This is a genomic window from Chloroflexus sp., from assembly GCF_034434295.1.
In the GTDB taxonomy this organism is placed as follows: Bacteria; Chloroflexota; Chloroflexia; order Chloroflexales; family Chloroflexaceae; genus Chloroflexus.
The window spans coordinates 18571-32053 of sequence record NZ_DAOTZQ010000026.1; the positions used below are offsets into that span (position 1 = coordinate 18571).

At 56.7% G+C, this 13483-nt stretch carries 11 protein-coding genes; 9 read left to right on the forward strand and 2 right to left on the reverse strand.

The window, feature by feature from the left end:
- Positions 1-98 precede the first annotated feature (98 nt).
- From VAE57_RS04455 to dapB, 6 genes are all read left to right on the forward strand, one after another.
- Entirely contained in the window at positions 99-1100 is a 1002-nt protein-coding gene (locus VAE57_RS04455) for a radical SAM protein (RefSeq protein ID WP_322820696.1), read from the forward strand.
- Positions 1101-1259: 159 nt separating this feature from the next.
- Entirely contained in the window at positions 1260-3761 is a 2502-nt protein-coding gene (locus VAE57_RS04460) for a U32 family peptidase (protein WP_322820697.1), read from the forward strand.
- Between the two features lie 13 nt (positions 3762-3774).
- Positions 3775-4851 carry an aminopeptidase gene (locus VAE57_RS04465; protein WP_322820698.1) on the forward strand — a complete coding sequence of 359 codons (1077 nt, stop codon included), beginning with the start codon at positions 3775-3777 and terminating at the stop codon, positions 4849-4851.
- A 43-nt stretch (positions 4852-4894) separates the two neighbouring features.
- On the forward strand, positions 4895-5575 hold the full coding sequence (locus VAE57_RS04470; protein WP_322820699.1) for a Crp/Fnr family transcriptional regulator: 681 nt from the start codon (positions 4895-4897) through the stop codon (positions 5573-5575).
- Positions 5576-5598: 23 nt separating this feature from the next.
- Positions 5599-6108, forward strand: coding sequence for a DinB family protein (locus VAE57_RS04475; protein WP_322820700.1), 510 nt, complete (start codon positions 5599-5601; stop codon positions 6106-6108).
- Positions 6109-6134: 26 nt separating this feature from the next.
- Entirely contained in the window at positions 6135-6935 is an 801-nt protein-coding gene (gene dapB, locus VAE57_RS04480) for a 4-hydroxy-tetrahydrodipicolinate reductase (RefSeq protein WP_322820701.1), read from the forward strand.
- A gap of 94 nt (positions 6936-7029) precedes the next feature.
- On the opposite strand, the gene rnhA is transcribed toward dapB, so the two are convergent.
- On the reverse strand, positions 7030-7818 hold the full coding sequence (rnhA, locus tag VAE57_RS04485) for a ribonuclease HI (RefSeq protein ID WP_322820702.1): 789 nt from the start codon (positions 7816-7818) through the stop codon (positions 7030-7032).
- A gap of 842 nt (positions 7819-8660) precedes the next feature.
- Here rnhA and VAE57_RS04490 point away from each other — a divergent pair.
- The 3 genes from VAE57_RS04490 (at position 8661) to lgt (ending at position 11896) form a co-directional block, all read left to right on the forward strand.
- Positions 8661-10043 (forward strand): protein kinase domain-containing protein, encoded by a 1383-nt coding sequence (locus VAE57_RS04490; protein ID WP_322820703.1) that lies wholly within the window; start codon positions 8661-8663, stop codon positions 10041-10043.
- Positions 10034-10798, forward strand: a complete 765-nt coding sequence (gene purQ / locus VAE57_RS04495) for a phosphoribosylformylglycinamidine synthase I (RefSeq protein ID WP_322820704.1) — start codon at positions 10034-10036, stop codon at positions 10796-10798. Before VAE57_RS04490 ends, purQ begins: the two co-directional genes overlap by 10 nt.
- Positions 10799-10939: 141 nt before the next feature.
- Positions 10940-11896 (forward strand): prolipoprotein diacylglyceryl transferase, encoded by a 957-nt coding sequence (gene lgt / locus VAE57_RS04500; RefSeq protein ID WP_322820705.1) that lies wholly within the window; start codon positions 10940-10942, stop codon positions 11894-11896.
- 500 nt (positions 11897-12396) lie between these two features.
- On the opposite strand, the gene VAE57_RS04505 is transcribed toward lgt, so the two are convergent.
- Positions 12397-13437: a glycosyltransferase family 4 protein gene (locus VAE57_RS04505; RefSeq protein ID WP_322820706.1), complete on the reverse strand. Its 1041-nt coding sequence runs from the start codon at positions 13435-13437 to the stop codon at positions 12397-12399.
- Positions 13438-13483 lie beyond the last annotated feature (46 nt).

The following is a 13483-nucleotide window of genomic DNA, read 5'->3' on the forward strand; positions in this document are numbered from 1 at the left end:
ATGGTATGCGGAGGGAAGGTTTCCCTCCGCCACCAATGGCATTATACTCGAATGAACGGCAAATTGCCAGTCCGTAGCAATAAAGGAACGTCGATCCTATGTCATCGCTGGCCACATTAGCGCAACCGCTCGCCGATGGAACGTTTCAGTGTCTGGCATGTCAGTGGCGTTGTACATTGTCACCGGGTGAGATCGGGCACTGTCACATGCGCATCGGTCGTGAAGAAGGGATCGAATTGATCAACCACGGCATGATCAGCGGAGCAGCGATTGGCCCGGTTGAGGATTATCGTCTCTGGCACTTCTTCCCGGATACGACGGTGTTGGCGATTGGCGGATGGGGCTATGCGCTTCCTATCGATCAGCAGCGTGGTCCTTACGGCGCACTACCGAGCGAACCGACAAAGCAGCGTCGGCTTGAACCGCAACGAGCCGCCGATTTTGCGCTCGAACGACTTTGCCGCGGTGTGGTGTGGGCATTTGGTGAGCCGGCGGTCAATTTTGAATACGTGCTGGCGCTGCTGCAACTGAGCCGTGCTGCCAGCCGCTATACGGCGATTGTGACCAGCGGTATGCTAAGTTTGGAAGCCTTGAATGAACTAGGTCCGTACCTTAACGGTATTAGTCTCGATCTGCGCGGCTTTTCCGATAATGCGTACCAACGGTTGGGCGGGATAAGCGACTGGCACCACATTCTCCGTTTTGCTGAAGAGGCACAGCAGCGCTGGAAATGTCATATTGAGATTACAACCCGTATTCATCACGGTGTCAATGATCACCCCGATGAGCTGCGTGATCTGGTTGAGTGGATCAAGAAGACACTGGGCGAGGAAACGCCGTGGCATGTGCTACCAGGTGATGCCGGGAGCGAGACGGCGGCGGCAACCAAGCAGGCTCGTCGTATCGGTCACGAGGGTGGCTTGCAGTTTATTTACGGTCACGAGCCTAATCAGCCAACACGTTGTCCGTCTTGCCACGCAACGCTGATTAGTCGGCAGCACGGCGTGAGTCGGCGGGTTGGTCTCGATGGCAATCGCTGTAGTAATTGTGGTTATGCCACAAATTTGTATCTATCGATCTTTAAGGTGCATCGCACGTAAGTCGCCGTCAAACAGCGGACGCCGCTGAAGGAGCGAGTTCTGCGTTCGTAGAACCGGAAGCACCGCACCAACTATTGGTTGCATACTGTGTGTCTTGTGCTCGTTGCCTGTTTTGAATGGAGCACAGGATCAATTCCATACCCACAAGAGAGACGTGCTATGCGTAAACCCGAAATAATGAGTCCAGCCGGTTATTGGCCACAACTGTACGCTGCCATTGAAGCCGGCGCGGATGCAGTCTATTTTGGATTAACCCATTTTACGGCGCGGGCCAAGGTGGGCTTTACCCGCGGCGAATTACCTGAGGTGATGAAGACGCTGCATCGGCGTGGCGTGAAGGGGTATGTTACCTTTAACACCCTGGTGTTCGATCACGAGATACGGGCGGCTGCCAATGCCCTGGCCGAGATTGCCGCTGCCGGTACCGATGCGATCATTGTCCAGGACCTCGGCATTGCGGCTCTTGCTCACCGGATTGCGCCCGATCTTCCCATTCATGGTAGTACGCAGATGAGTATTACCAGCACTGAAGGTGTTGAACTAGCGGCTCGCTACGGCGTTTCGCGGGTTGTGCTGGCGCGCGAATTATCGCTGGCAGAGGTGGCCGCGATCCGTGCCCGCAGCTCTATCGAGCTGGAGATATTTGTCCACGGTGCGCTCTGTGTCTCGTACTCCGGCCAGTGCTTTTCCTCGGAGGCATGGGGAGGACGCAGCGCCAATCGTGGTCAGTGTGCGCAGGCTTGCCGGTTGCCGTATGAGATGATTGTCGATGGTGAACACCGACCACTGGGTGCAGCTCGGTATCTCCTCTCGCCGGGTGATCTGGCGGCAATTGATGATATGGCAACCATTGCTCGTCTGGGTGTCAGTGCGCTTAAGATTGAAGGTCGCTACAAAGATGCTGAATATGTTGCGATTACAACGAATGCCTATCGTCGAGCGCTTGATGCTGCCTGGGCAGGTTTGCCCCCCGATCTGACGGAGGCTGATCGGCTGCATCTTGAGCAGGTTTATTCGCGTGGTCTGGGGCCGCATTTCCTGCGGGGAACCAACCATCAGGCAGTCGTTGAAGGGCGGGCGCCACGTCATCGTGGTCTGCTCATGGGGCGCGTCGTACAGGTGCGGTCAGACACAATCATCGTTACGCCGGAGCCGGGACGTGAGGCAGCGCCGCTGAAACCCGGTGATGGTGTGGTCTTTGATGCCGCCGACTGGCGAAGTCCAGAGGAGCCGGAAGAGGGTGGCCGGATCGTCGCCGTGGAACCGGCAGGTGATGGTCGGCTGGCAATCCGGTTTATGAAGGGAGTGATCAATCCGCGCCGGATTCGGTTCGGTGATCTGCTCTGGCGCACGTCTGATCCGCAGACCGAACGTATCGCACGCCCCTTCGTCCAACCAGCGGCGCCGGTACGTCGGCAACCGGTACGTGTTCACGTCCAGGTATCTGCCGGTACTGCGCTTGAAATGAGGTGGACGCTTATCGACCAGCCGGCATTGTCGGTTGTTGTGCGGAGTGAAGCACCGCTCACAACTGCGCAAAATCGACCGCTTGATGAAGTGACGTTACGTGATCAACTCAGTCGACTGGGGGATACACCCTACATTCTGAGCGATCTTTCGGCGGTGATTGAAGGTAATCCCTTCGTACCGGTATCGCTACTCAACCAGTTGCGCCGTCAGGCAACAACGCAACTCGCCGAATTGCAGAGTCAACCACCCGCACTGACCATTCTCAATCCCGATCAGATCGTAGATGAGGCCCTGGCAGCCGTGAAACCGACCCCGCCATCAGCAACACCGCACCTGCACCTGTTGGTGCGTTCGCCCGAACAGCTCGCGGCAGCGATTGCCCTGCGCCCTGATAGCATCACACTCGATTACCTCGATCTTGAGGGGTTGAAACCGGCGCTGGCTCAGATTCGTGACGCCGGCATTCCCGCCCGGATCGCTGCCCCACGTGTGCTCAAGCCCGAAGACGAGCGGATCGTGCGGTTTCTGCGCAAGCTACAAACTCCGTTGCTGGTACGCTCAACCGGCTTGCTCGAACTGCTGCGCGATGATCCAACCGTAGCGTTGACCGGTGATTTCAGCCTGAACGCAGCGAATATCCTGACCGCCGATCTGCTGCTGAAACTGGGATTGCAGCGATTAACGCCCACCCACGACCTCAATGCCGAACAGATCGCGCATCTGGCGGAGCGGATTGGCGGGAGCCGGATTGAGGTGATCGCCTACCACCATCTTCCGGTCTTCCACACCGAACATTGCGTCTTCTGTCGGTTTCTGTCGAATGGTACCAGCTACAAAGATTGTGGTCGGCCCTGCGAACGGCATCAAGTGGCATTACGCGATACAAATGGACGAGAACATCCGGTAATTGCAGATGTCGGTTGTCGCAATACGGTGTTCGGTGCCGAGGCGCAGGAAGCCAGTAAATACCTTGATCGCTGGCGGGCTGCCGGGATCGGGCACTACCGCCTGGAATTTGTCCACGAGTCGGCGGCGCAGGTCACTGCTATTAGCGAAGCATTTCGGGCGTATCTCCACAACACGATCAGCGCAGTCGAGCTAGGCCGTCGCTTACGCCAGTGCTCACCGCAGGGCGTGACGGAAGGGAGTTTCTTCGTACCGGCAAACTATCAGTACATTCCACTACTGTAGAGAGGAAACGCTCATGGTCGCGAGCTTGTGGGATCAACTGGCCCGGCGTCTGGTTGATGCACTCGGTGCCCAACGCGGTGAGCTGGTCGAGATTCGTGACGAAGCGGGCAATCAACGTCTGCTGCACGCGGTGTTGCTCGCTCTGGAAAGCATTGGAGCGGAACCGCTGATTGCCATTCAGCCAGCCCAGCACATTGAACGCTTACTGGCAACGACACCGCCAGAAATGCTCGCCGAACGACATCAGCGGTATGCCGAATGGTTGAAGCACGTTGATCGCTCACTGACGCTGATCGGCGCACAACCAGACTTGCAACGGGTGGCTGATGAGTTCCTTCGTGCCTTCAGTACCACCTGTGACCGGCTTGAAATGGTGCGTGAGGAGCGGCGTATTCCACAGGTCATTGCTGCCATCCCGACCATTGGCAAAGCAGCCCAACTGGGTATCAGTCACGAAGAGCTGGAATTGCGCATGATGCCGGCGCTGCTGGTAGAACCGGCCGAACTACGTACTATCACTGAGCGGGTCATGCCGGCACTGCGTAATGCATCTACTATCACCATCGTGAGTGGGCCGGGGTACGAGTTACGACTCGACCACGGTGAGCGTCCATGGTTGTGTGATACCGGCCAACTGACTACCAGTGTCGGCGAAACAGGGGCCATCGTGATCAACCTGCCGGCGGGATCAATCTATACCACCGTCCTTGAGGAGAGCGCCGAAGGCGATCTCTTCTTGCCGGTGGCCGGCCCGGCACGCGCAGTTCATCTTCACTTTGCCGGTGGTCGCGTCACGCAGCTTGCAGCGGCCAGCGGAGCCGACCAGCTTAATGCGCTCTTCGACCGCCACAGTGGTGAACCGCGCCGGATTAGCCATATTGGTATTGGACTCAACCCGCAATTGCACCATCCTATTGGCTGGACAATCGTCGATGAGCATATTCAAGGCGCACTCTTCATTGCGTTTGGCGAGAACCGGTATATGGGCGGAGCGAATGCCTCATCGCTCAATATTGATTTTGTGATCAGTGCGGCCAGTTTACGCGTCGATGAGCGGGTGATCGTCGATCAGGGACGTTTGATCGTGTAACTGTTCGCCCGGCATGTTGTTAGACAGGAGCAATAGAGCAACAATGTTGCAACCGCACGAAATGCGTCTGGCAGGCGATCTGTTAGACTTCTTGCGCGATCCATCTACTGCTATTGCCCGCGATTTTGCTATGCAGGCGACACTCATGCGTATCGCAAGCGGTGCAACCGTTTTTGCCGAAGGCGATGAGTGTAGCTTTTTTGCGATTCTTGCCGATGGTCAGATTCGGGTGTTCAAAATTGGCGAAACCGGACGGGAGATTACGCTCTATCGGTTTGGTCGTGGTGAGAGCTGCATTCTCACTACCAGTTGTGTCTTGAGTAACCATCAGTTCCCGGCAATCGCTGTGGTTGAACGTGAGGTAACCGCCTTTCTCGTTGGTCAGGCAACCTTTCGCGATTGGATCGAGCGCTACAGCGCCTGGCGTGACTATGTCTTTCAACTGCTTTCAAGGCGGCTGGCATCGGTAATGGCGATCATTGACGAGATCGCCTTCCGGCGGGTTGATGTGCGTCTGGCTGCATTTCTGCTGCGGCAGGCTGTTGGCGATCCGCCTACACTCAATCTCACCCATCAGCAAATTGCTGCCGAGCTAGGCACGTCGCGCGAAGTCGTCAGTCGCATCCTGGCCGACTTCAATGAGGAGGGGCTTATTAGCAGCAGTCGCGGGCAAATCACGGTGTGTGATCGAACGCGCCTGTATCAGCGGAGCGAGGCGCACTGAAGCCGACCGGAAAGGAGACTGCGGTGGATGTGGCGGTGCTGACGCGGAAACTCAGTGATAATGCCAGACGGATACAGGCATTGCTTGCAGGGGTATCGCTCGCACAGGCGCGTTGGAAACCGCAACCTGCAATGTGGTCGATGCTCGAAGTGATTGGTCATCTGGCCGATGAGGAGCAGTATGATTTTCGGGTGCGCCTCGACTACACACTCCACCGTCCAGGAGAACGCTGGCCACCGATTGATCCAGAGGGTTGGGTGACAGCTCATCGCTACAACGAAGGCGATCTTACTACGACCCTGGAGCGCTTCCTTACAGCTCGTGCCGAGTCGATCCAATGGTTGCTTAGCCTGCAACAACCTGACTGGAACGCAACCTACACTGCACCATTTGGTGTTATCCGTGCGGGCGATTTGCTGGCAGCCTGGGTAGCCCACGATCTGCTGCATCTCCGTCAGTTGGTCGAGCTGCACTGGGCCTGTCTGGCGCAAGACGTTGTTCCTTTTCAGACGATCTACGCCGGTGAGTGGTGACGTTATGAGCGATGGGCGAGGTGTCTATGACAATTCGGGTGTGTCTGGCGGGTGCGACCGGATGGGCCGGTTCGGCACTTGCCCGTGCGATTGCGCAAACTGACGATATTGTGCTGAGTGCCGCGATAAGCCGCCGCGCTGCCGGCCAGTTACTGGCCGATGTGTTGAGTGAACCACGACTGACGTGTCCTGTCTACGCGACCGCTGCTGAAGCATTGACGCAGCCGTGTGATGTCTTTTTCGAGTATACCCGTCCTGATGTTGCGAAAGTCAATGTCTTGACCGCCCTGCAATACGGATGTCACGTGGTGATTGGCACTTCAGGGCTGAGTGATGACGATTATCGCGAGATTGATGCAATGGCAACAGCGCAGCAACGGGGCGTGCTGGCAGCAGGCAACTTTGCCTTGACTGCCGTCTTGCTGCAACGGTTTGCCAGCATTGCTGCCCGCTACATCGAACAGTGGGAGATCATCGATTACGCCCGCGATAGCAAACCGGACGCACCGAGCGGGACAGCGCGTGAACTGGCTGCCAGGCTGGGGCAGATTCGCTCGTCGCACCTGAGCGTACCGCTTGAGCAAACCCAGGGTATTCCTGCAACCCGTGGTGCCCGCCTAAACGGCATGCAAGTGCATTCGGTGCGTCTACCGGGCTACACAATCGGGCTGGAAATCATCTTTGGCATGCCCGACCAGCGGCTGAGCATTCGCCATGATGCCGGTGCCAGTGCCGAACCCTACGTCGCCGGAGCACTGCTGGCTATCCGGCGCGTGGGGAAGCTGGTTGGTCTGCATCGGGGACTTGATAGTGTCTTAGAGCTGTAGAACCATGAGCATATGAAGCGGGTATGCCGCTCGTGCGCATAGATGCGGTGTAGATGTACCGATAGCGCTCGCGTCTACACCAGTATCATTGCGCTCACGTTCGATTCCACTGCATCTCAAAGGCAACATCTGGTGGCAGGTCTGGGCGAGCAGCGGCAGCGATCGCTAGCTCGTGACAACGCTCATTGTCAGGTACGCCCTGATGACCGGGCACCCAGACAAACTCAACCTGATGACCCTCACACAGCAAGAGTAACTCCGCCCAGAGGTCGGCATTTTTTACCGGTTCGGTCTCGCTGCGCATCCAGTTTTGTGCCTGCCAGCGGTGTATCCAGCCTTTGCGGAAAGCATCAACGACGTAGCGCGAGTCGCTGTACAGGCGTACCGACACCGGTCGCTTAAGCGCACGCAGCCCGACAATACAGGCCATTAACTCCATACGGTTGTTGGTCGTGAGCCGAAAGCCACCGGTGAGTTCCTTGTATCGACCATTGTAGTGCAGCACAACGCCGTAACCGCCCGGCCCAGGATTGCCGAGGGCACTACCGTCGGTGTACATCATCACAATCTCGTTTGTGGAGGAAGAAGGAGCGTCGGGGGATGTTGCCGGTCGTAACAATGACTGTTGCGTGTTCTGATCCGGTTCGGCTTCAGCGTGTGGTGCATGCTCGTAGTCGGCGAGCAATTGGAGTGCCAGCGTCTGTTCGGTCGTAGGCAACGATCTTACCCACTCGTGAGCGGCGGCTATGGTTGAAAAACCTTTGTAGAGTGCGCCGGGAAAGCCGGTTACCTGAGTAGATGCACCATTCTCACCTGACCACTGCTGATAGAGACCGGGATTTCGGCCACGTACCACAAGATAGAATTGCTTTTTTTGCGCCATATACAATTGTGGTTCTGTACGTCGATACCGGCGTTACTATACCATCTTTTTTGCACGTATCTGAAACTCGCCACAAACTTCTGCGCTTCGACCCTTGACTTTCACATAAACCTTGGGTATAGTACCTATGTCGGTATTAGCACATTGTATTGCCGGTCAGGCGTGAAGGAGGTGATGCCCATGGGTAGTAGTAAGCGTATGGGTGTCACCGCTGGTGAGGCCCGCTAGGCTTTACCGAACCGGTGACCCCTTCCTCCAGTGGAGAGACGTTGCATAGCAACGTCTCGCTTTATTTATGGTGCAGAGACATCAGCGCATAATGTCAAAACTAGCACGCGATCTAAGATGTATCCCTTTGGCAACCCCTTATTCGCCGCATCCCTTTGTACGGCAATGCGAATAGACGAAAGTATCGTCTTTAGGGGCGGGTTCTGAACCCGCCCCTACGGAATCCATAATCGATTAAGATTTGATATGGGCGGTATACTAGAACCTATTTCAAAAAACATCTACTATGAAGGTATCTCATTCATTGCTACCCGATTCCTATGGTTGCGACGATCGCGCCCGGCATCCGCGTGACCAGCCGGATCAACGACGTGATCCGCACCATATCGTGAGCATGGTTGGCGCGGCAGCATGGCTGCCGCACGCCAAACCCTGCGCCACACGCATGCCAGGCGGATAAGGCACCCCATCCAGCGCGTGATAGCATGGCCTGAGCTGTGCTCTGCCAACGGGCCAGGAGACGGGTCGGCTATCGTTGCTGAGCGGGAGGAGGGAGACCAGGGGTCTGCGCTAGTGGTATAATTGGCTAGAAACAATAGCTACGGTAATTCGCTATGCTGATACCTGATCGACTTCCAGACAATCTGACCGTGCAGGGAACGAATGATGCGTACACGGTGCTCAACCTTATCGGTCGTGGAGGGATGGGAGCAGTGTACCGGGTCCGGCGGATGAGTGACGGCAGTATCTGGGCCTTGAAAGAGATGCGGCCGCTTGGCGACATCAGTGATGAAGAGCTGGCTGAAACCCAACAGCTTTTTTTGCAAGAGGCTGAACTCCTACGCTCGCTATCCTTCCCCAACTTACCGATTGTGATCGACCTCTTTGCCTACGAAGGTCGGCCAACGATGATTATGGAGTTCGTTCCCGGTAAGACGCTGGAAGCCATCCTCCGTGAAGCGAATGCCCCCATGCTTGAACAGCAGGTCATCGCGTATGGGATTCAGCTTTGTCGTGTGCTGCACTATTTGCATACGCGACAGCCACCGATTATCTACCGCGATCTGAAACCGGCAAATGTGATTCTGACGCCGGATGGTGTGTTGAAGTTGATCGATTTTGGGGTGGCACGCCGGCATAAAGTCGGCAAGACGAAAGACACGATTGCGATGGGCTCAGCCGGTTATGCCCCACCTGAGCAATACGGTCGTGGGCAAACCGATGCCGCTTCAGATGTTTATGCCCTTGGCGCGACGATGCTGCATCTGTTGACGGCCATACCACCGGTGCCGTTGCAACCTCCCCGGCGGGGAGAGATCATCAGGATCAATCGCTCGGTCACACCGGAAACAGAGGCGATAATTATTCGTGCAATGAGTCTGGAGCGCGCGAAACGCTTTGCCAGTTGTCTCGACATGGAGCAGGTACTGCATAAGTGCTTGAAGACGCCATACGTTGATCCAACGCTGCGGATGCAGCCGCTGCCGCCCCCAAAGCCGGTGCCGCCACCACCTGTTGTGCCCTCACCTGCATCAACGTTACCCGGTGCAGGCGAGGGCGTGGGAGTGGTTTGTGATCAATGTGGTCGCCTGAACAAACCGCAGGCACGGTTTTGTGCCGGTTGTGGTACACCTTTGTCTGGCAAAGACGTAATGGTAGAGCCATCACCGCGTAACCCACCGGCGCGTCTGATTCTACGCTCTCCCTATCGAACCTGGGAAGTGGTGCTAGATCGTTCGCCGATCCGGATCGGACGCCGTGATCCGCGACGGGCCCATTTTCCCGAAATCGATCTGGCAGAACACGACCGTGGGATTGCTTCCCGCCTGCATGCAATTATCGAACGACGTGGCGATCATTATATTCTCACCGATCAGAAGAGCACCAATGGGACGGAGATTAACGGTAAGCAAATTTTGCCCAATGTGCCGCAGCTTCTGCAAGCCGGTGATCGGATCAAGATCGGTGAGGTAGAGATGGAGTTTCGGTGGAACTGAAAGCACTCATTCTCCGTGCCCCCGGTATTAATCGGGATGCAGATGCGGCACTGGCCTGCGAGCTGGCCGGTGCACAGCCTGAACGAATTCACGTCAATCGGTTGATCGAGCGCTCAATTCGATTGACCGACTATGCAATGCTGGTTATTCCAGGTGGTTTCTCGTATGGCGATCATCTGGGTGCCGGTCGATTGCTGGCAGTTGATTTGATCCATCGTCTGGGCGAAGAACTCGAACGCTTTGTTGCCGATGGCCGGCCCGTCATTGGGATCTGTAACGGCTTTCAGGTGTTGGTGAAAGCCGGTTTATTGCCCGGTCCGCTGCGGCAGCCATCGCGGGTAACCCTGACCACAAACGAATCGCAGCAGTTTGAGTGTCGCTGGGTGCAGCTCGCAGCAGTGGCGAATAGTCGCTGCCGGTTTACGCAAGGTATCGAGCAGCCCATTGAAGTGCCGGTTGCCCACGGTGAAGGACGTATCGCTGTTCGGGACGAAGCAACCCTGGCCGAACTGGAAGCGAATGGCCTGGTAGCACTCCGCTATGTTGGCGAGGGGTATCCGGCGAATCCGAACGGATCACCACACGCGATTGCCGGTTTGTGTAATGCCCAGGGGAATGTACTGGGATTGATGCCGCATCCCGAAAATGCTGTGTTGCCCCATCAGCATCCACGCTGGACACGCGAACCGGCCCGGCGCGAGGGCGATGGGTTGCAGATTTTTCGCAATGCTGTGCGTTACGCCGCGTCGCTGTAACGTGTAGGCAGGAGGTGTCTTGCTGCTGGAAAGCCACCCTTAGCGGTGGATATTGCTCTTTTTATCAACCCGACGTGCAGCCGGGTGTATGTTATACCTGCTCTGGAATGTAATTCAACCTGAGAGGAAGCAGAGTGTAGTATGGTTCTCTATCCGCCTGACGATCCGTTTCTGATTAGTTTTACCCTGTTTGGCATTCCGATTGTGGTGCGCTGGTACGGCGCGATCATCATGACCGGTGCTCTGATCGCGGCGATGCTGGCTTCGCGCCGTGCCGTTGCCCGTGGCTACCATCCCGACCATGTCTGGAACCAGTTGATGCTGGGGTTGATCCTTGGCATCGCGGGAGCGCGCATTTATTATGTGGTATTTGAGTGGGAACGTTTCGCACCAGATCCGTGGAGTGCGCTGAACCTGACAACTGGCGGGATCGCCATTCACGGCGCGATTATCGGTGCATTACTCTCAACCGTGATCTACACGCGCTACGCTAAATTGCCCTACTGGGACTGGCTCGATGTCTGTGTGCCCGGTTTTCTACTGGCGCAAAGCATTGGACGCTGGGGAAACTTCTTCAACCAGGAAGCGTATGGACGACCAACAGATCTGCCCTTCGGGTTGCGGATCGATCCAGAATATCGCTTACCGCCCTACAACGATCTGTCTACATACCCGATTACAACCCTCTTTCATCCTACCTTTCTGTACGAGTCGGTCTGGAATCTGGTCGGGGTGGGAGTTCTGCTCTGGCTCGACCGGCGGTTTGGTCGTTTGGCACCACCTGAACGGCGTCGGTTGAATCCGGGTGATCTCCTGTTCTTGTACGGTATCATCTATTCGAGCGGACGGTTCTGGATTGAAGGTTTACGTATTGATAGCCTGTGTGCCAATGGGATCGGTGGTGACTGTGAGGGGAGTATTCGGGTTGCGCAACTGGTAAGTGTGACGGCAATTGTGCTGTGTGCATTTCTTCTCTACCTGAACCATCGCCGCCCCTTTGCCGGGCCGTCTACCGGGGCGCAGGTTATGGCGGCGCATTCTACGACTGAGCCGGTGCCGGAGGGAGAGGAGGTGGAAGATAAAAGAGTGGGGAGCTGAGTGAGGTGTAGATCAGGTGTGATGTCAAGTCTGGTTTCACATTATTGGTTGCTATCTACCGTCACCCTCAAGCTGTGCCTTTGAGTGCTCCATCGTGGTGGACAAGCACTGGTATTCCCTGGGAGCGCGAGCCTCCGGCTCGCTCCCTGCCTGCATCAGCGCACGGTGCCTTCGTCTTGCAAGGTGTCGCCATCCCGAACCGGCGTTCGCCAGCGGGAGACATTCGGCACCGGCATTCTCCCGCCTCCGGCAGGTTTAGGAACAGACGAAAATATGAGTTCATACAACGTTCTCCCCTCCCCTGCAGCGTGTTATGCATCACCCATAAGTCACCCAGTAGCCGGTATGATACATCAGTCGTGTCACGGGCCTGCAGGGATCGCCCTGGCCGTGCCCGCCAGGGGCGCACGGCCGTGCTCCCCTACCAATGCCGGTGCGCCATGATGGCGCCATCTCCGGATGACAATGGTAGCCGGCTGGCATCTGGTGATGTCCGCATTCTACCCCTTGCCGCGCAACCGCTCGTACAACTGCCGAAAACCCTCGCCGAGCGGACGGTAGCCGAAATGAGTGACGACCTTCGCCCGGCCATGCTCGCCAAAGCGGCGACGCAGGGCAGCATCTTCACCGAGAAGCTGTACCTTTTCGGCATAACCGGCCACATCATCACGGGCGACTAGAAACCCATTCTCGCCATCGTCAACCACTTCGGGCAGGGCAGCGATGTTAGTGGTGACGACCGGGCGCCCACAGGCCAGCGCTTCTGCCGGTGCAATCCCAAAACCCTCTAGCCGCGATGGAAAGAGCAGAATATCGCAGCTCTGGTAGGCTGCCACCAGGCCATCCCGATCCGGTGAACCGATTGGGATCATGCGGGGATGTGGCGGCCCGCTATCGCGCCCCTGAAAGCCGCCGGTGTAATACAGTATATAGTCTTCAGGCAGCCGATCCATGATCCGTGGCAGCAGATCAAAACCCTTGCGACGGGTACGATTGCCGACAAAGAGCAGACGAATCCGGCCATTTGCCGGTGGCAGACCGTCATCGCGGCGCTGCATACCCGGCGGTGGTACAAAGACATCGGTGTCAATGCCATCGTAGATGAGCACGGTATCACGACGGCCATAGGTTGCTTCGACCATGCGTTGGGTAAAACGACTGACGCACACCACTGCGTCGGCGTAGGCGATGGAAAGCCCGTCGTAGCGCGACTCGATCAGGCGGTAGAAGAGGCGCTGGGCAAATGAACTGTACGGTTGTAGCTCGGGATCGGTGGTCAGGTGATGCACGGTGGTTACCACCGGCAGGTCGTATCCGCGCAAACTGAAAGCGATACGGGATCGCCCCTGAATGACATCAAACCGTCGCACGACATCGGCAGGCAATGTATTGGGGATGAACATCGGGAGAAAATTGTACAGCTCAGGCAGCCGTAGCAGTTCAGAGGCCAGGCCGGCGCGACGGGTGGCACGGGTGATGTTCTGAATGCCGAAATCGACACCACCCCGGCCCAATGGCGAGATGTAGAGAGGTCGTAACATATTGACAATTCTCAACTCGTGCGCACCATGGCGCTATTTCAGATTG

Coding starts and splice junctions, on each gene's coding strand:
- VAE57_RS04465 (WP_322820698.1), top strand. CDS start 3,775: ATGGTCGCGAGCTTGTGGGATCAACTGGCCCGGCGTCTGGTTGATGCA.
- VAE57_RS04505 (WP_322820706.1), bottom strand. CDS start 13,437: ATGTTACGACCTCTCTACATCTCGCCATTGGGCCGGGGTGGTGTCGAT.
- rnhA (WP_322820702.1), bottom strand. CDS start 7,818: ATGGCGCAAAAAAAGCAATTCTATCTTGTGGTACGTGGCCGAAATCCC.
- VAE57_RS04460 (WP_322820697.1), top strand. CDS start 1,260: ATGCGTAAACCCGAAATAATGAGTCCAGCCGGTTATTGGCCACAACTG.
- VAE57_RS04490 (WP_322820703.1), top strand. CDS start 8,661: ATGCTGATACCTGATCGACTTCCAGACAATCTGACCGTGCAGGGAACG.
- VAE57_RS04470 (WP_322820699.1), top strand. CDS start 4,895: ATGTTGCAACCGCACGAAATGCGTCTGGCAGGCGATCTGTTAGACTTC.
- dapB (WP_322820701.1), top strand. CDS start 6,135: ATGACAATTCGGGTGTGTCTGGCGGGTGCGACCGGATGGGCCGGTTCG.
- VAE57_RS04455 (WP_322820696.1), top strand. CDS start 99: ATGTCATCGCTGGCCACATTAGCGCAACCGCTCGCCGATGGAACGTTT.
- lgt (WP_322820705.1), top strand. CDS start 10,940: ATGGTTCTCTATCCGCCTGACGATCCGTTTCTGATTAGTTTTACCCTG.